This is a genomic window from Sphingomonas glacialis (assembly GCF_006439055.1).
GTDB classification, from domain to species: domain Bacteria; phylum Pseudomonadota; class Alphaproteobacteria; order Sphingomonadales; family Sphingomonadaceae; genus Sphingomonas; species Sphingomonas glacialis_A.
Window position 1 is genome coordinate 1357127 of the sequence record NZ_RCZC01000002.1, and the last position, 17858, is coordinate 1374984.

Genomic DNA, 17858 nt, shown 5'->3' on the forward strand with positions numbered 1-17858 from the left:
TGCAGCGACAACGGCAACCAGCGCCGCGATCAGTCCGCTGCGGCGGGCCCGCCGATCGACACCGGGATCGTCGTGATCGACTTGTCCTGCGCCGCGACGAGATAGTCGGCGGTCTGCAGGAACGGCACCGGGTTCACCGCATGGCCGTCGATGCGGACCTCATAATGCAGATGCGGCCCGGTCGAACGCCCGGTCGATCCCATCAGCGCGATCAGCTGGCCGCGATGCACGCGCGTGCCCGATTCGACGAGGATCTTGGAGAGATGGCCGTAACGCGTCTGGATGCCCTTGCCATGATCGAGCTCGACCATGTTGCCATAACCGCCCGCACGCTCGGCGCGATCGACCAGGCCGTCGGCGGTGGCATAGACCGGCGTGCCAACTGGCCCCGGAATATCGACGCCGGCATGCATCGCCGCGGTGCCGCGGAATGGATCCGAGCGGATGCCGTAATTGCTGGTGAAATTGAGATGGGCGACGGGCTGTGCCGAGGGGATCGCGATGACGCCCTGCTGGAGCGTGTCGAGCTTCTTCCAGGTCATGAACAGCGAGCGGAATTGCGTGTCGGCGCGCAGATCGGCTTCGGTCGCGGCGCTGTCGGCGGCCTCGAACGGACCACCCATCGCGGGCTGCCGGGCGACGATCCGCGCCGGGTTGAGCCCGAGGCTGCGGACATGCGCAACGGCCTTGGCAAAGCGCTGATCGACGACGCGGCGCGCTTGGACGGCGACGGCGACCTGCTGCTGCTCGACCTTCTTCAGCGGAGCGACGACATCGGCGGCGAGCGCATCGGCCTTGGGGTCGATCGTCGGGGTCGGCTTGGTCAGCCCAGTGACATCACCCTTGCCCGAAACGACTGCGACGAGCAGCGCCTGGCGCTGGTCGATCCGTTCGGCATGCGCCTGCGCGGCGGCCTTGATCGTCGCGACATCGGCCTGCATCTTGCTGACGCGGACGCGCATCTGCGCGACCTTGGCTTCCGGCGAGAGCGGGGCATCGACGATGCCGCTCATCGCCGCCGCGCCAACCGCGGCCTGCGCCACGCCATAGGCCGAGAAGCAGAGCGTTACACCCGCGACCCCGGCCATCATCGCCTGTGCGCGACCGCCCAGGCTGAAGCGCTTGAGATCACGTCCGTCATGGAAGATGAAATCGCGAGTCTTGAAATAGGCCTTCAGGCGCGACGCCAGTCGCACACCAGACTCGATCGAAATTCGGTTCATTGGACCCCGGCGATCAAATTGCGTTTGCCGGATAATGCCAGCGCCCGCCCCACTTTCGACCCGGGTACAACCCCCTGCACCCGGACGGACAGTGTGTGGTCGATAGCGCGGCTGTCACGCAAGCGTTCGACAGGTCCGGAGCGGCCAAACGGCTGATCGCCACGGCGAACCGTTCATTGTACCGCAATTATACTGATAGAATCGGCAGATGGGCCGGAACCTTCATGCGATCGCGCGAACGGCGTCGAGCACTTCGGCGACATGGCCGGGTACGCGGACTTTGCGCCAGGCGCGGACGAGGACGCCTTTGGCATCGAACAGGAAGGTCGCGCGCTCGATTCCCATATAGGTCTTGCCGTACATCTGCTTCTCGACCCACACGCCGAACGCCTCGAGCACGACCGCGTCTTCGTCGCTCGCGAGCGGCACGCTCAGATCGTATTTGGCGATGAACTTCTGGTGCTTCGCGGGCGTGTCACGCGACACGCCGAGCACGTCGGCGCCGAGCGCATCGAAGTCGGCCTGATGCGCGCTGAAATCCTGCGCCTCGCGCGTGCAGCCGCTCGTGTCGTCCTTCGGGTAGAAATAGAGCACGAAGGCCCGCCCGATCCGCGCACGCAGGTTGGTGCGCGTTCCGTCGGGCAGGACGAGCTCGAGATCGGGAAGTGTGGCGCCTTGTTCGATCGTCGTCATCGCGTCGGTTCCTCCACCTGCTTGAGCCAGGCGGACACCTCCTGCCGCGTCGCCGCGAGCGAGGCAACCACCGCCGCCCAGTCCGCCATGCCGAGCGCGTGCGCGACGAGCTCCTGCGTCGCGGGGCCCGGCGCGCTTGCATCGGGGGCGACCAGCCGCAGCGTGACGAGCAAGCGCGTCAGCAGATCGTGCGCCGGGAGCATCGCGGGCGGCGCCAGCCCCGCCGCGACGAGCGCCGCGAGCGCGCGGCGCAGATTGGGATCGAGCCCCTGCCCGCTTTGCAGCTGGACCATGTGCACCGCGAATTCGAGATCGACGAGCCCGCCGGGCAGCAGCTTGGCATCGAGCGGCCCGAGTGGCGGCTTGTGCGCCGCCATGTCGTCGCGCATCTTGGTGCCCTCGGCAACGACGTCGCGCTCGGGCCGGTCGCCGCGCAGCACGGCGCCGATGATCGCCCCCACCGCCGCCTCTGCCGATTCGCTGCCGAACACACAGCGCGCGCGGGCGAGCGCCATATGCTCCCAGGTCCAGGCGCTTTCGCGCTGATAGCGTGCGAACCCGTCGAGCGAGACGCTGAGCGGCCCTTGCGTGCCCGACGGCCGCAACCGCGTGTCGATCTCGTAGAGCGGCCCCGACGCGGTCGGTACCGACAGCGCCGCGCTGATCCGTTGCGCTAGCCGATTGTAATAGAGCACCGCGCCGAGCGGCTTGGCGCCATCCGATTCGGCAAGATAGTCGCCGGTAAACAGGTAGATCAGGTCGAGATCGGAGGCGTGCGTCAACGCCCCGCCCCCCATCCGGCCGAGCGCGAGGATGACCAGTTCGCTGCCCGGAACCCGGCCATGCACGCTAGCGAATTCGGCGATCGTCGCGGCGGCCAGCACGGTAATCGCCGCCTCCGCGACGCGCGCATAGCCGGCCGACACGTCGAGCGGATCGGACACGCCCGCGATGATCTGCGTACCGAGCGCAAAGCGCTTCTCGCCGACGACGCGGCGGACATGGTCGAGCTGGAGCTGATAATCGGCACCGCCGCGCATCTCGTCCGCCAGCGTCGTAACGTCCTCGACCGGATCGAGCGCCGTCGCGTCGATCAGCCCGTCGATCAGTTCGGGCCGCCGCGCCAGGTCTTCGGCAAGTGTCTCGGCATGGCTCAGGATCAGGCCCAACAGCCGCGCGAGCGCCGGCCGCGCCTCGAGCAATCGGAAGAAATTGACCGCGCTCGACAGTCGCGCGAGCATCCGGTCGAGCCGCACGATCGCGCCCTGCGGATCGGGCGAACCGCCGAGCGCGGCGATCAGCCCGGGCAACACCGCCTCGAGCGCCGCACGCGCGGCGGGACTGCGCAACGCCGGATAGCTGCCGCCGCGCCATTGCTCGATCCGCTGCGCCGCGAGCTTGCTCTCGCCGAAACCGGCCTGCGCAAGTTGCGTGTCGAGCCGGTCGGGCTCGAACGACAAGGCGTCGCCCTCATCGGGGTCGAGCGCGTCGTAGCTGCGCGCGGTCGCCACCACCGCCGGGCGCAGCAGATCGAGCAACGCCCCTGCATCGGCAAGACCATGCAGTTTCGCCACGCCATCGAGCGCGTCGCCGGTCGGCAGCGCGTGCGTCTGGCGATCCTCGATCATCTGGACGCGGTGTTCGATCGTGCGCAGCAGCGTGTAGGACGCGGACAGCGCATCGGCTTCGACCGGATCGACCCAGCCCGCAGCCGCCAGCGCGACGAGCGCCTCGCGCGTATTGCCGACGCGCAGCGCCGGATCGCGCCCGCCGTGAATCAGCTGGTGGATCTGCGTGAAGAATTCGACCTCGCGGATGCCTCCGCGCCCACGTTTGAGATCGAAGCCCGCGCCGAACGCCTGCCCCTGTGCATAATGATCGCGGATTCGCCGAGAAATACCGCGGATCTCGCCGATCGCGCCGAAATCGAGCGCGCGACGCCACACGAACGGCTGCACCGCGGCGAGAAAGCGTTCGCCCAGCACGACATCCCCTGCCGCCGCCCGCGCGCGGATGAAGGCGGCACGCTCCCACGGCAGCGCGAGCGATTCGTAATAGGAAATCGCCGCATCGACCGACAGCGCGATCGGCGTGATCTCGGGCGATGGTCGCAGCCGCAGATCGACGCGCAGCACATAGCCATCGCCATCGCGCGCCTGCAGGATCTCGACGACGCGCTTGGCGATCCGCACCGCGGCTTCCTCAGGCGCCTCGCGCGGGCGGTGCGGCAGCGTCGCGGGGTCGAACAGCAGGATCGGATCGATATCGGAGGAATAATTGAGTTCGCGGCTGCCCTGCTTGCCGAGCGCGATGCCGGTGAAACCAAGCGGCGCGGCGCCCGGCGTGCGCTCATCGATTGCGGTCAGGATCGCGGTGTGAAGCGCGCGGTCGGCAAAGTCCGACAGCGCGCGCGTCACGGCAGTCAGATCCTCGCGTCCCGACAGATCGCCGATCGCGACACGCAAAGCGAGCCGCCGCCGCTCGATCCGCAGCCGGCGCGCGGCCGGCACCGTCGGATCCTCGACCGCAAGCGTGGCCAAACGCGGCAGCACGCCCGCCGCAAGGTGCTGCGCCAAGTCCGGCTCGCGATCGAGCAATAGCGCAAGAAATGGCGACCATTGCCTTGCGCGTTCGACCGCTGCGACAACATCTTGATCGTGAAGAGGCTTTTTCATCGGTCCGATCATGTTTGGACCAAACTGGGCCGAATGACACGCAACTAACGCAGACGTCGACCGTTGTTAATATATGTCAATACCGCATGCCTTGATCGGAGACCCGATGCCCGCCACGGCCTATGCCGTCGCCGCGCCGAACCGCTCAGACGTCCTGTCGGCGACATTGCGGTCCGCCTATTGCGGCGTACCCGAGACCAGCGACACTTTCGCCGAAATGATCGAGATCCTCGACAGGATCGACGTGAACAGACAGCAGCGCTGAACGAGACGCGTGAGGCGGCGCTCAGCGCCGCTCGCGGCTCAATTCGTCGACTTCACCCATAATCGTATCGAGCGCGGACATGCCCGGCTCGTTGCTGTGCGTCCGACGCGACGCGAGCGAATTGTCGTTCATCACCGCTTCGAGCGCGACGCGACCGCGCGCAACGCGGCTCTTGATCGTCCCGACCGCGACGCCGCAGATTTCGGCAGCTTCCTCATAGGCGAAACCGCCCGCGCCGACGAGAATGAGCGCCTCGCGCTGCGGCTGCGGCAGGTGCAGCAGCGCACGCTGCATGTCTCCCAGCTCAACATGCTTGTCCTGGCTCGCCGGCGCAGCGAGAATCCGGTCGGCGACCAGATCGTCCCACTCACCCTTGAAGCGCGAGCGCCGCATCTGGCTCAAATAGAGGTTGCGCAGGATGATGAAGGTCCAGGCGCGCATGTTGGTGCCAGCCTGGAAACGCAACCGCGCCGCCCATGCCTTCATCAGCGTTTCCTGGACGAGATCGTCGGCCAGATCGCGATTGCCCGACAGCGACCGACCGAATGCCCGCAGATGCGGGATAACCTGCGCAAGCTGCGCCTTGAACTCGGGGTCGGAGAGCGAAACGTGCTCTACAACGGCCCCGGGAGCGTCATCTTCATCGTGATCGATCGCGTCGGTCATGTAATCCAGTCTCGGCTATGCGAAGCTCAAATGGGGGCGCGGGACGGCAATGTCCAACGTGCGCGGCTAAGCGCTTCTATCGTTGAGAAAAAAGCAGCAGGACCGCGAAGATCACGATGATCAGGCCCAGCGAAATCCCGAGCACGTACCGCGTGACATGGGGGGTCGAGCCAGCGCGGGCGTCTTGCTTGCTCAGCTCGATCTGTTCGTCGTCGGCCATCCGCGCCCCCTGTCGTTGTGGTTCCGTATCGTATGGAACCCAACACCCAGGGGCGCGAATCGGTTCCGTTAGACGACGGGAACGGTCGCCTGGTCGAAGAACAGCGCCTGCGCGATCGCCGCCTTGACGGTCGAGCGCTGGAACGGCTTGGTGATGAGGAAGGTCGGCTCGGGCCGCTCGCCCGTCAGCAGACGCTCTGGGAACGCAGTGATGAAGATCACCGGGACCTCGAATTCGGCGAGGATATCCTTCACCGCATCGATTCCCGAACTGTCGTCGGCCAACTGGATGTCGGCGAGCACCAGACCGGGACGATCCTCCATCGCCAGGGCGACGGCTTCGTCGCGCGTCACGGCAACGCCGGTCACGTCATGGCCGAGATCGCGGACGATCGTCTCGATATCCATCGCGATGATCGGCTCGTCCTCGATGATCAGCACGCGCGCGCGCGTCTGCTTCTCGATCTCGGCGAGCGCCTCGGTCACCAGCGTTTCGACTTCGCTCGTATCGACGTCGATCAGATACGCCGCGTCCTCGGGCGTGAAGCCTTCCATCGCGGTGAGCAGCAACGCCTGACGCGACAAGGGCGTCATCCGGGCGAGCCGTGCGCGCGCAATCGACTCCTGACCGTCGAGATCGCCTGCGCTCATATTCTCGGGCGTCTCGTCATAGTTGGTCGAGGTCCAGATCGCCTGGAACATGCGGTACAGACCCAGGCGCGGGTCGACTTCACGCGGAAATTCGTCGGGAGCGGCAACGATCGCTTCGAGCGTCGCGCGTACATACCGGTCGCCATGCGTCTGGCTCCCGGTCAGCGCGCGGCCGTAGCGGCGCAGGAACGGAAGATGGGGGGCAAGCTGCTGTCCTAGCGACATGACTGTCGGGGTCTCCCTGAGGTAATGAGCGGAGGACCTTGTGGAAGCGACCCCCTGGCAATGCAACGCGTTTTCGCACCCGAAAAAAACCGGAATTTAAATCGCGTCGGGTCCGGAACCAACGAAGCGGTATTTGGTTTCATGCTTCAACATCGATCGTTGCGATTGTCAGACACTCGCTCTACGAGCCGCTTGTTACGGTACCACATCAACTCTACCGGGTCATCCGGTGACCCAGGGGGACTGCATTGCGTTCGGGCGACGAATCTTCAAAGAAGCCGGTAGCGGCGCGTGCGTCGAACCCTGGTGCGAAGGTTCAGAGCAAGGACCGCGATATGGGCGCGGCGTTGCGGACGGTGTATCAACGCACCGTCGAGGAAACGATTCCGCCCGAGATGCTGGACCTTCTGGGCAAATTAGACTGAGCGTTGCATGAACGACATCGCTGGCGACACCGCCCCTCCTTTTGAGTCCGGGCGGCCCGGCGGCATGTTCGACCGCATCCCGACCGGCGCCAAGGTTTTCCTGATCCTCGGCATCTGCCTGCTGCCGCTTGCGATCATCGCTTTCTTCGCCACCGTCCGAACCGCACAGCTCGCCGAAGAGGCGACGCGCGCGCAAATGCAGGTCAACGCCACCGAGAGCGCGCGCAAACTCGCGATCGAACTGGTCGGCGACCTGACCGCGCTGCGGGTTTCGCTCAACGCCCTCGAGATCGATCCCGGCGACGCGCCGAGTTGCGCGCGCGCGCAGGGCGTGTTCGCGCCACAGACGGCGAATGGGACACGGTTCGTCATCACCGATGCACGCGGGGGCGTGATTTGTGGCGAGGCGCTGCCGCGCGCAACCGCGCCCGGCGCCTCGCAGCCCGGCACCGCGATCACCGCGCGTCTTATTCCCGGCCAGGGCCTGACGCTTTCCACGACGAGCACGAGCGGGCGTACCCGTGCCGCCGCCTTCTTCCCGACGCGCGTGCTCGCGACCACCGCAATGCCCACTAACGCTCCACAGCCATACGAAGCGCAGCTGGTGCTGGACCGTGACTCGCTGCTGCTCCACGCCTTGCCGCCGCGGACCGCGCTTGAACGCCGTGCGACGATCAACACCGTGATCGGCATCGGAGCATTGACGCTCGCGACCGAAGTGCAGAGCGCGCCGATCACGTCGCCGGTGCTCATCGCCTTGTTGCTTCCAATCATCATGTGGGCCGCCGCCGCCGGTATCAGCTGGTTCGTCGTCGATCGTCTGCTGATCCGCTCGCTGCGGCAGTTGCGCACTCGTGTCGCCAACTTCGTGCCGGGCGAGGAGATCGATCCCGGCACGATGCAGGCGCTGCCCGCGCAGGAAATCCGCGAACTCGGCGAGACCTTCCGCGCGATCAGCCGAACCGTCGCCGAGCACGAAGCCGGCCTTGCCGAAGGGCTGGTGCGCCAGACCAAGCTGACGCGCGAGGTGCATCACCGCGTCAAGAACAACCTCCAGGTCATTTCGAGCCTGATCAACTTCCACGCCCGCGCCGCGCGCAGCGTCGAGGCGACGCAGGCCTATGCCTCGATCCAGCGCCGCGTCGACGCGCTCGCCGTGGTGCATCGCAACCACTTTGCTGAGCTCGAGGAAAATCGCGGGCTCTCGCTGCGCTCGGTTCTGGGCGAACTGGCGGCAAACATCCGTGCGACCGCGCCCGAGGACGCGCCGATCGCGATCCAGCTCGACATCGCCCCCTATCTCGCCAATCAGGACGTCGCGATCGCGATCGCATTTCTGCTCACAGAAATCATCGAACTCGCGATGACGGTGAGCCCAACCGCCAATCTGCGCATCTCGATCGCCGCCGCAGACGTTCCCGATCGCGCCGTGCTGCGCATCAATTCGCCCGCGCTGGTCGACAACGACCGGATGCGCGCGCTGATCGCCGAGCGCTATGGCCGCGTCATCGAAGGGCTGTCGCGCCAATTGCGCTCGAAGCTGCATTACGATCCGATGGTCGGTGCCTACGAAATCGCAGTCGCGGTGACCGGGCGCGACTGATCGCGCCGAGGCTCCCAGAAAAAATGCACGGGCGGCGTTTTTTCTGGGAACCGATGATCGCGATGGCCGTTTTGATATTCGGATAGCGAATTTATGCCCCCCCGCTCTCGCTATCCAAGACATGGGCCCGGACGCGCTACCCTCCCCCCCCGGTAGCGTTTCCGGGCCCAATTACTTTCCAACATCGCCGCATCGAAACATCCGCCCCGCCCGTTCGGGTTGCGGAACGATTTTACAGGTCGATCATTGGATCGCTTGAGGCAGCCGGCTGATGGCCGGGCCCGGCATCTTTCAGGAGTTACACCATGCGTAAGGTCACCACGTTCGCAGTCCTCGCCGCCGCTCTGCTGGTCGGCGCGTGCAACACGGTCGAAGGCGTCGGCAAGGACGTGCGCTCGGCTGGCGACACCGTCGCCAAGACGGCCGACAACTCGAAGTAAGCCACGCCGCAAGGCCATAGCAAAAGGGCTGTTCCCGAAGCTCGGGAGCAGCCCTTTTTCATGTCAGAGGCGGTTCGGCCGCCCGAGCGATCAGCTCTCGACCAATTCGGTCGACGCGACCTTGACGCGCTTGCGCTCGGTGAACCAGATCGCGATCAGCGCCAGCTCGTAGAGCCCGACCAGCGGCACGGCGAGCATGATCATCGATCCGGCGTCTGGCGGCGCCAGCACCAGCGCCAGCGCGAAACAGCCGACGATCGCGTAGCGGCGCCCGCTGACCAGCTGCTTGCGCGTGACGAGCCCGGCGCGCTCGACCAGCATCAGCAGGATCGGCATCAGGAAGGCGAGGCCGAACGCAAACAGGAACTGCATCACGAAATCGAGATAGGACGCGACCGAGGTCATCGCCTCCTGCTGGACGCCGCCGAGATTGCCCTGAAAGCTGTAGAAGAAGCGCAGCGCAGACGGGATGGCGACGAAATAGGCCATCGTCGCGCCGACGATGAACAGCACCGGCGTCGCAAACAGGAAGGGGAGCAGTGCGCGCTTCTCCTTCATGTACAGGCCAGGCGAGACGAACGCCCACAATTGCATCGCGATGACCGGGAAGGCGATCATCAGCGCGGCGAACAGCGCTACCTTCAGCTGGACGAAGAAGCCGTCGAACACGCCGACCGTGATCAGCTTGGTCTGCCCGGCGAGCAGCAGCGGATGGACCAGGACGGTGAAGATCTCGCGCGAGAAGACATAGGTGCCGATGAACACCAAAAGGATCGCGACGAGGCAGAAGAACAGCCGCTTGCGCAGTTCGACCAGGTGATCGAGCAGCGGGGCGCGGCTGGCCTCGAGATCATCGACGGGTGCGTTCACGGATGGGCCTTGGTTTCGGGCTCGGCGGGGTGCGGCGCGCCGGCATGCGCGCCTGGGCCGGCAGGTTCGGCGATGACCGGCGGTGCGGTCAGCGCCGGGGTCTCGACCATCATCGGCGGGGCATCGCCCTCGGTGCCGTCATAGCCGACGTCTGGCATGTGCTCCGCCCCATGGTCAGGATGGCCGGAAAGCGCGGCACGCTGCGAGGGCTCTGGCGGATGCTCGCGCATGATGCGCTCGTTCTCCGCCGCCCACTTCTTTTCCATTTCCTGCAATTCGGCCTCGCGCACCATCGTGTCGAAGCCCGAGCGGAACTGGTTGGCAACACCGCGCACCTTGCCTACCCAATGGCCAGCAAAGCGCATCGCCTTAGGCAGATCCTTGGGCGGTATCACCAGCAAGGCGACGACGCCCAGCAGGATCACTTCGGACGAGGCGACGTCGAACATGGCAGCGCTGTGCCGCTGATCAGACTTCGGTGTCGCGGATGCGATTGCCGTCGCGGTCGAACACGGGGTCCGCCGAGGCCTTGGCTTCGATCCGGCTCGGTTCGCGTTTCGGCTCGTCGTCCTCGGCCATGCCCTTCTTGAACGATTTGATGCCCTTGGCGACATCACCCATCATGTTCGAGAAACGGCCGCCACCCAGGACGAGGATCGCGATCCCGCCGAAGATCAGCCAGTGTACAATACTCAAACCACCCATGATCGATCTCCTAACCTTTACCCTATCTAGTCGTCCTCGTCGGAAACTTCCACCTCCGCTTCCGAGTCGAGCCGCTCGAAGGCGAGATCGACCGGGTCGAGCAGCCCCGCCGCGCGCAGATCGTCGATTCCCGGCAGGTCGCGCCGGCTCGCCAATCCGAAATGCGCGAGGAATTCGGGAGTGGTCGCATAGAGCAACGGCCGCCCCGGCACCTCGCGCCGCCCGGCAGGCCTGATCCAGCCCGCTTCCATTAATACGTCCAAGGTGCCCTTAGAGATGCCCACCCCGCGAATCGCCTCGATTTCGGCGCGCGTCGTCGGCTCGTGATAGGCGATGATCGCGAGCGTCTCGATGCCCGCACGGCTGAGCTTGCGCGGTTCCTCGTGCGTGCGGCGCAGCAGGTGCGCCATGTCGGGCGCGGTCTGGAAATGCCAGCGCTCGCCGCGGCGGACGAGCTCGATCCCGCGCCCGGCATAATCGGCCTGCAGCGTGGCGAGCGCGGCGCGGACCTCGACGCCTTCGAGGTGCGTGCGGATCGCATCGGCGGTCATCGGCTCGGTCGCGGCGAACAGGACGGCTTCGACCGCGCGGACGATCGGGTCGGGCGCGCTCATGCGCGCGGCTCGACGGGAGTCCGCAGGTATAACGGCGCGAAGGGCGATTGCTGGCGGAGTTCGGCCCTGCCCTGCTTAGCGAGCTCGAGCGCGGCGACGAAGCTCGAAGCGAGCGCCGATTTGCGAAACAGGCCGACAGCCGCCGGCGGCAGGAAGGTCTCGATCGTCCGCCATTCCATCGTGATGCCGAGCAGCCGCCCGACGCGTTCGAGCGCCGCCTCGAGCGTCATCACCTCGCGGTGCGCGACGACGTGCATGACGGGGCGCGTTCGTGCGGTGATCACGCCGTAGGCGGCGATCAGATCGTAGATCTCGGCCTGCCACAACGCCTTGCGCTGCGTGCGCAGCCCCTCGGGCGCCCCCCGCGCGAACACGTCGCGCCCGATCCGATCGCGCGTGACAAGCCGCGCGCCCGCCTCTCGCATCGCGCTGAGGCGTTCCAGCCGCAACTGCAGCCGCAGCGCGAGTTCTTCGGGGTTGGGTTCGACCTCGGGGTCGCGCGGCAGCAACAGCCCCGATTTGAGATAGGCGAGCCACGCCGCCATCACGAGATAGTCGGCGGCGAGCTCGAGCTTGATCGCGCGCGCCTGCTCGACGAAGCGGAGGTACTGGTCGACCAGCGCCAGGATCGAGATCGCCTTGAGATCGACCTTCTGGTTGCGCGCGAGCGCGAGCAGGACATCGAGCGGGCCTTCCCAGCCATCGAGATCGAGCGTCAGCGTTGCGGGGTCTTCGGTCATTGCGGTGACGGTAGCAAAGACATGTCGCAAGCGGCAGCCCTTCTAAATCCTCCCCCGGGTACCGGGGGGGGAGGATTTAGGTGAGCGCGAGCAGCGCGTCGCGTTTGGCGATCAGCGCCGCCATGTCGCCCTCGCCCCGCGCGGTCGCGATCGTCGCCATCGCGCGATCGAGCCGTGCGCGCGACACGGCGGAAATATCCGCCAGCCGACCGACGATCTCGTCCATCTCCTCCATCCGCGCCCAGCAATCGAGCACCAGATCGCATCCCGCCGCGATGGCGCCGGCCGCCTTGTCGCCAGCGGTCCCGGAGAGCGCCTTCATGTCGATGTCGTCGGTCATCAGCAGCCCGTCGAAGCCGATCCGCTGGCGGATGATCTGCTCGATCACCGTCGGCGAGAGCGTCGCCGGCCGTGCCGGATCCCATGCCTGATAGACGATATGCGAGGTCATCCCCATCGGCGCATCGTTGAGCCGCGTGAACGGCTGAAGATCGATCTCGAGCTCTTCATCCGAGGCGGTGACGGTCGGCAGATGATAATGCGTGTCGAGCTTCGCCCGGCCATGCCCCGGCATATGCTTCACGACCCCGACCACGCCGCCGCGCTGGAGCCCGTCGAGGATCGCCTTGCCGAGCGCCGCGACGCGCATCGGCTCCGATCCGAGCGTGCGGATCGAGACGGCCTCGGTCGTATCGGGTTGCGCCACGTCGAGCAGCGGCAGGCAATCGACGGTGATGCCGACCTCGGCGAGCATACGTCCGATCGCTTCGGCATTGGCCCGCGCCGCCTCGATCGCCGAGATCGGCGCGATGTCGTAGAGCCGGTCGAATGCGGGGCCGGCGGGAAACTCGGGCCATTCGGGCGGCCCCATCCGCGCGACGCGGCCGCCTTCCTGGTCGATCAGGATCGGCAGATCGTCACGACCCGAGATCTCGCGCAGGCTGTCGGTCAGCGCGCGGACCTGCGCGCGGTTCTCGATGTTGCGCTTGAAGAGGATATAGCCGGCCGGGTCGGCAGCGGTGAAAAAGCTGCGCTCGGCGGAGGTGAGGTCGAGGCCGGACAGGCCGAAGATTACGGGCTTCATGGGTCGCGTTTAGCAACAAGCACGCGGCTCCGCACTATTCCGAATGCGATCCGCGCTATTCCCCTGGTTCGTCACCCCGGGCTCGTCCCGGGGTCCACCGGGATGCGCGCGCTACGCTCGCAATACTAGCAGCCCGGTGGACCCCGGCACAGGGCCGGGGTGACGGACATTGCGCAAGGTCCGGCGATCAGCCCCTCGGCACGAAGCAAGCTTGCCCCGCCGCCGCGAGCTTCGCGCACAGGCTGCTCGCCTGCCCCGCGCTGCCGGCGTTGACGCGCAGCCGATAGACGGTCTTGCCGCCGACCTGTGCCGCCTGGACCGACTTGCCCATCGGCGCGAGCTCGGCATGCGTCTTCGCGATCGTGCGCCAATTGGTATCGGCCTCGGCCTCGCTGCCGAACGAGCCGAGCTGGACGAGCGCGCCGCCCGAGGCTTTTTCGGCCGACGGGATCGTCGCGACCGCTTTGCTCGCGCCGGGGTCAGCTTTCGTCGGCGGGGCCTTCTTGCCCGCGACCGGCGCTTCGGGGAGCGCCTTCATGTCGATCGCAGCGTTGCCGGTCGCAGCGCCGTTGCTCGTCGCGATCGCGCTGTCGCCCTCGCCCTCGACCTTGAGCCCGCCGGGATCGTCGGGCTTGACCTTGTAGTCGCCCTCTTGCGCCGCGATCAGCGCGCCATTGCCGTCGCTGCCCTGATGCAATTTGTAATATTGATAGCCGAAAATCACCGCCGCGACGACGAGCAGCGCGGCGACGATCAGCCCGATGATCCGCACCACCGAGGGGCCATCGTCATAGTCATCCTCGACCGTTTCGAGCCAGGGAAGGCGATCCTCATCGCGCATTTCGTATTCGCCTGCCATCAGTTCATCTCCTGGACTGCCTGGACGCCCATGATTGCCAACCCGTTACGGATAATCTGCCCGATTGCATCCGCCATGAAAAGCCGCGCACACGTCATCGCGGGATTATCGGGCAGCAGGAAGCGGCGGTCGGGCCGATCGTTGCCGACATTCCACAATGCGTGGAGGGTAGCAGCCAAGTCATAGAGATAAAACGCAATTCTGTGCGGCTCGCGCGCTGCGGCGGCGGTGTCGACGATCCGCGGGAATTGCGCGGCGAACTTCACCAGCGCCAGATCCTCCGTGTCAAGTTGGGACAAGTCGATCGAATCGCACACGATTCCGGCCTCGGCCGCGCGGCGGTGGAGCGAGGCGACGCGGGCATGCGCGTAGTTGACGTAGAAGACGGGATTGTCCTTCGACGCCTCGACCACCTTGGCGAAGTCGAAGTCCATCTGCGCATCGGCCTTGCGCGTCAGCATGGTGAAGCGGACGACGTCCTTGCCGACCTCGTTCACGACATCGGCGAGCGTGACGAAATTGCCCGACCGTTTGCCCATCTTGATCGATTCGCCGTTGCGCATCAGCCGCACCATCTGGACGAGCTTGACGTCGAAACGCGTCTTGCCGCCGGTCAGCGCCTGCACCGCGGCGACGATCCGCTTGACCGTACCGGCATGGTCGGCGCCCCAGATGTCGATCAGCGCGTCGGCCGACTGCGCCTTCTGGAAATGGTAGGCGAGATCGGCGCCGAAATAGGTCCATTGCCCGTTCGACTTTTTGATCGGGCGATCCTGATCGTCGCCGAACTGCGTCGAGCGGAACAGCGGCAGCACGACCGGTTCCCAATCCTCGAGCTCCTGGCCCTTGGGGGCTTCGAGCACGCCGTCGTAGATCAGGTCGCGGCTGCGCAATTCGGCCTCGGCCTCCTCGGGCTTGCCCGCTGCCTGCAGCTCGGCTTCGGACGAGAACAGGTCATGATAGATGCCCAGCAGTGCGAGATCGGCCTTGATCAGCACGAGCATCGCCGCGACCGCCTTGGTGCGGAACAGCACGAGCCATTCTTCCTCGGGCTTGCCGACATAGGCGTCGCCGAATTCGGCGGCGAGCGCCTGGCCGACCGGGATTAGATAGTCGCCCGGATACAGGCCCTCCGGGATCTCGACGGTTTCGCCGAGCGCCTCGCGGTAACGCAGGTGAACCGAGCGTGCGAGCACGTCGACCTGGCCGCCGGCGTCGTTGACATAATATTCGCGGATCACCTTGTGCCCGGCGAATTCGAGCAGAGCGGCGAGTGCATCGCCGACCACCGCGCCACGGCAATGCCCCATGTGCATCGGCCCGGTCGGGTTGGCCGAGACATATTCGATGTTCACCGTGGTGCCGGCACCGCGGTTCGAGCGGCCGTAATCGTCGCCCCCGTCGCGGATCGCCGAAAGTTCGGCGCGCCAGGTGTCGTCGGTCAGGCTCATGTTGATGAAGCCCGGGCCGGCGATCGATACCTTCTCGACCTCGTCGAGCGATGCCAGATGCGCGACGATCTTCTCGGCGAGCGCGCGCGGATTGGTCTGCGCGGGCTTGGCGAGCACCATCGCGGCGTTGGTGGCGAGATCGCCATGGCTCGTGTCGCGCGGCGGCTCGACCGTGATGTTCGCGCGGTTGAGCCCGGCGGGCAGGTCGCCGCTGGCTTCAAGAGCATCGAGCACCGCATCGATATGCGCGGCGAAACGGGTGTAGAGGGTCATTGGGGCACGTCCGGTGGTGTCTGCGAGCGCGCGCCTTAGCGGATACGGGGGACGGCTTCAAATCATGGCGTATCGCAGGGCTACGACACGGTTGATCCCGCAGCGATCCTGCGCGTACGACACGCCATCTCCCTTCCGAAAGGTCGCCCATGAATCGCACCGCTCTTCTGCTCGCCACCACCGCCGCGGCGATCGCGCTCACGCCGGTCCTTGCCCAGCAGAAGGCCCCAACCGCCGCTCCGGTCGGCGGCGACATCCCCGCCAAGTTCAGCCCGCCCGAGGCGCAGAACGACTACGTCAAGCGCGAGGTGATGATCCCGATGCGCGACGGGACCAAGCTCTACACCGTGATCGTCTACGCCAAGGGCCTGACCAACGCGCCGATCGTGCTGACGCGCACGCCCTATAACGCCAAGGGCCGCGCCAACCGCACCGACAGCGCGAGCGAGCTGTCGACGCTGCCGCTCGCCGACGAGATGTTCGTCAAGGGCGGCTATATCCGCGTCTATCAGGACATCCGCGGCAAATACGGCTCGGAGGGCGACTATGTCGTCACGCGGCCCGTCATCGGCCCGCTCAACCAGACCAAGGTCGATCACACCACCGACGCCTATGATACGATCGACTGGCTGGTGAACAAGGCCAACCTGCCGGAATCGAACGGCAAGGTCGGGATGATCGGATCGTCCTACGAAGGCTTCACCGTGGTGATGGCTTTGCTCCACCCCCACCCCGCGCTGAAAGTCGCCGCGCCGCAGAGCCCGATGATCGACGGCTGGATGGGCGACGACTGGTTCCATTACGGCGCGTTCCGCCTGCCCAATATCGGCTGGCTCGGCGCGCAGACCGGCTACAAGGGCGCAGGCAAGGCGCCGCCCTCGGGTGGCTATGACGATTACGACAATTTCCGGAAGATCTCGGCGGGCGATTGGGCGAAGAAGTCGGGCTACGACCAGCTCCCCTATTGGAACCGCATGGTCCAGCATCCCGCCTATGACAGCTTCTGGTCGGGCCAGGCGCTCGACACGCTGCTCGCCGCGAGCCCGTCGAACGTCCCCACGCTGTGGGAACAGGGCCTGTGGGATCATGAGGACATGTGGGGCGGAATCCACAGCTATGAGGCGCTGGTCAAGGCCGGCCACCAGTCGAACAACTATCTGGTGATGGGCCCGTGGCGCCACAGCCAGGTCAATCGCGACGGCCGCACGCTCGGCCCGCTGACGTGGAACGGCGACACCGCGCAGCAATATCGCGAAGACATGGTGCTGCCCTTCTTCAACCAGTATCTGAAGGACGGCCCCGCGGTCACGCTGCCCGCCGCCGCGATCTACAACACCGGCGCGAACCATTGGGACAGCTTCCCCAAATGGCCGCTGTCGTGCGACACCGGCTGCGACACGCCGCTGACCCCGCTCTACCTCCAGGCCGACAAGGGCCTCGGCTTTGAACGCGCGGCGAGCGGGGGCGACAGCTATGTGTCCGATCCCGCCAACCCCGTCCCGTACCTCCCGCGTCCGATCAATTTCGATGATGGTCGCTGGGGCGACTGGCTGGTGTCGGACCAGCGCTCGGTCGACGGCCGCACCGACGTGATGAGCTATTCGACCCCAGTTCTGACCAAGACCGTCAAGGTCTCGGGCGTGCCCTGGGCCGACATCTTCGCCAAGACGACCGGCAGCGACGGCGACATCGTGGTCAAGCTGATCGACGTCTATCCCGACGAGGTGGCGAGCAACCCGAAGATGGGCGGTTATCAGCTCGCGATCAGCCTCGACATCTTCCGCGGTCGCTATCGCGAGAGCTTCGCCAAGCCGAGCGCGATCCCTGCAAACAAGACGCAGCAATATCGCTTCCGTCTGCCGGCGGTGAACCATGAATTCCTGCCGGGGCACAAGATCATGGTGCAGGTGCAGTCGTCGTTGTTCCCGGTCTATGATCGCAACCCGCAGACCTTCGTGCCCAACATCTTCCTGGCGAAGCCCGCGGATTACAAGAAGGCGACCGTGACGATCGAGCATGGCGCCGCGGGCGCGAGCGCGGTGTTGCTGCCGGTGGTGGCGAAGTAACGCCCACGTCCGTCGCGCGCGGGCTTAGGCGCTTACCACCCTCCTCCGTCACCCCGGCCTTGTGCCGGGGTCTACCGTCTTGCGCGCGCTACGCCGGCAGGATGCGCCTCA

The 17858-nt window shown here is 66.0% G+C and carries 19 protein-coding genes; 5 read left to right on the forward strand and 14 right to left on the reverse strand.

The annotated features are described in order from the left end of the window. Nucleotides 1–29: 29 nt before the first annotated feature. The 3 genes from EAH76_RS10330 to EAH76_RS10340 form a co-directional block, all read right to left on the reverse strand. Nucleotides 30–1223 (reverse strand): M23 family metallopeptidase, encoded by a 1194-nt coding sequence (locus tag EAH76_RS10330; protein ID WP_140850106.1) that lies wholly within the window; start codon nt 1221–1223, stop codon nt 30–32. Nucleotides 1224–1445: 222 nt separating this feature from the next. Beyond that, nucleotides 1446–1916 (reverse strand): peroxiredoxin, encoded by a 471-nt coding sequence (locus EAH76_RS10335; protein ID WP_140850107.1) that lies wholly within the window; start codon nt 1914–1916, stop codon nt 1446–1448. Continuing rightward, a complete protein-coding gene (locus tag EAH76_RS10340; protein ID WP_140850108.1) occupies nt 1913–4591 on the reverse strand; it encodes a glutamine-synthetase adenylyltransferase in 2679 nt (892 codons plus the stop codon). Before EAH76_RS10340 ends, EAH76_RS10335 begins: the two co-directional genes overlap by 4 nt. A gap of 106 nt (nt 4592–4697) precedes the next feature. On the opposite strand from EAH76_RS10340, the gene EAH76_RS23920 reads away from it, so the two are divergent. Further along, nucleotides 4698–4856, forward strand: coding sequence for a hypothetical protein (locus tag EAH76_RS23920; RefSeq protein ID WP_161989016.1), 159 nt, complete (start codon nt 4698–4700; stop codon nt 4854–4856). 21 nt (nt 4857–4877) lie between these two features. On the opposite strand, the gene EAH76_RS10345 is transcribed toward EAH76_RS23920, so the two are convergent. The 3 genes from EAH76_RS10345 to EAH76_RS10350 form a co-directional block, all read right to left on the reverse strand. Next, nucleotides 4878–5522, reverse strand: a complete 645-nt coding sequence (locus EAH76_RS10345) for a sigma-70 family RNA polymerase sigma factor (protein ID WP_140850109.1) — start codon at nt 5520–5522, stop codon at nt 4878–4880. Between the two features lie 76 nt (nt 5523–5598). Further along, nucleotides 5599–5742: a hypothetical protein gene (locus EAH76_RS24155; protein WP_170208011.1), complete on the reverse strand. Its 144-nt coding sequence runs from the start codon at nt 5740–5742 to the stop codon at nt 5599–5601. Nucleotides 5743–5810: 68 nt separating this feature from the next. Next, a complete protein-coding gene (locus tag EAH76_RS10350; RefSeq protein ID WP_140850110.1) occupies nt 5811–6617 on the reverse strand; it encodes a response regulator in 807 nt (268 codons plus the stop codon). Between the two features lie 248 nt (nt 6618–6865). Here EAH76_RS10350 and EAH76_RS24465 point away from each other — a divergent pair, with 248 nt between their 5' ends. From EAH76_RS24465 to EAH76_RS10360, 3 genes are all read left to right on the forward strand, one after another. Further along, nucleotides 6866–7042, forward strand: coding sequence for a NepR family anti-sigma factor (locus tag EAH76_RS24465; protein WP_229839242.1), 177 nt, complete (start codon nt 6866–6868; stop codon nt 7040–7042). A 7-nt stretch (nt 7043–7049) separates the two neighbouring features. After that, the gene (locus EAH76_RS10355; RefSeq protein ID WP_140850111.1) at nt 7050–8645 is read left to right on the forward strand and encodes a sensor histidine kinase; all 1596 of its coding nucleotides are present in this window, start codon (nt 7050–7052) and stop codon (nt 8643–8645) included. A 305-nt stretch (nt 8646–8950) separates the two neighbouring features. Continuing rightward, nucleotides 8951–9085 (forward strand): entericidin A/B family lipoprotein, encoded by a 135-nt coding sequence (locus EAH76_RS10360; RefSeq protein WP_140850112.1) that lies wholly within the window; start codon nt 8951–8953, stop codon nt 9083–9085. 90 nt (nt 9086–9175) lie between these two features. Here the strand turns inward: EAH76_RS10360 and tatC are convergent, their stop codons facing one another. The 8 genes from tatC to argS form a co-directional block, all read right to left on the reverse strand. Then, entirely contained in the window at nt 9176–9955 is a 780-nt protein-coding gene (gene tatC / locus EAH76_RS10365; protein ID WP_140850113.1) for a twin-arginine translocase subunit TatC, read from the reverse strand. Continuing rightward, on the reverse strand, nt 9952–10404 hold the full coding sequence (tatB, locus tag EAH76_RS10370; protein ID WP_140850114.1) for a Sec-independent protein translocase protein TatB: 453 nt from the start codon (nt 10402–10404) through the stop codon (nt 9952–9954). The genes tatC and tatB overlap by 4 nt, the downstream gene beginning before the upstream one ends. A 19-nt stretch (nt 10405–10423) precedes the next feature. Then, on the reverse strand, nt 10424–10660 hold the full coding sequence (locus tag EAH76_RS10375) for a twin-arginine translocase TatA/TatE family subunit (RefSeq protein ID WP_010183821.1): 237 nt from the start codon (nt 10658–10660) through the stop codon (nt 10424–10426). Between the two features lie 26 nt (nt 10661–10686). Then, nucleotides 10687–11274: an SMC-Scp complex subunit ScpB gene (gene scpB / locus EAH76_RS10380; protein ID WP_140850115.1), complete on the reverse strand. Its 588-nt coding sequence runs from the start codon at nt 11272–11274 to the stop codon at nt 10687–10689. Next, on the reverse strand, nt 11271–12014 hold the full coding sequence (locus EAH76_RS10385) for a segregation and condensation protein A (protein WP_140850116.1): 744 nt from the start codon (nt 12012–12014) through the stop codon (nt 11271–11273). The genes scpB and EAH76_RS10385 overlap by 4 nt, the downstream gene beginning before the upstream one ends. A gap of 76 nt (nt 12015–12090) precedes the next feature. Then, nucleotides 12091–13098, reverse strand: coding sequence for a glycoside hydrolase family 3 N-terminal domain-containing protein (locus EAH76_RS10390; RefSeq protein ID WP_140850117.1), 1008 nt, complete (start codon nt 13096–13098; stop codon nt 12091–12093). A gap of 187 nt (nt 13099–13285) precedes the next feature. After that, the gene (locus EAH76_RS10395) at nt 13286–13957 is read right to left on the reverse strand and encodes an SPOR domain-containing protein (protein ID WP_194150970.1); all 672 of its coding nucleotides are present in this window, start codon (nt 13955–13957) and stop codon (nt 13286–13288) included. Beyond that, nucleotides 13957–15681 carry an arginine--tRNA ligase gene (gene argS / locus EAH76_RS10400; RefSeq protein WP_140850119.1) on the reverse strand — a complete coding sequence of 575 codons (1725 nt, stop codon included), beginning with the start codon at nt 15679–15681 and terminating at the stop codon, nt 13957–13959. The genes EAH76_RS10395 and argS overlap by 1 nt, the downstream gene beginning before the upstream one ends. 149 nt (nt 15682–15830) lie before the next feature. On the opposite strand from argS, the gene EAH76_RS10405 reads away from it, so the two are divergent. Continuing rightward, nucleotides 15831–17747, forward strand: coding sequence for a CocE/NonD family hydrolase (locus tag EAH76_RS10405; protein ID WP_140850120.1), 1917 nt, complete (start codon nt 15831–15833; stop codon nt 17745–17747). Nucleotides 17748–17858: the final 111 nt, after the last annotated feature.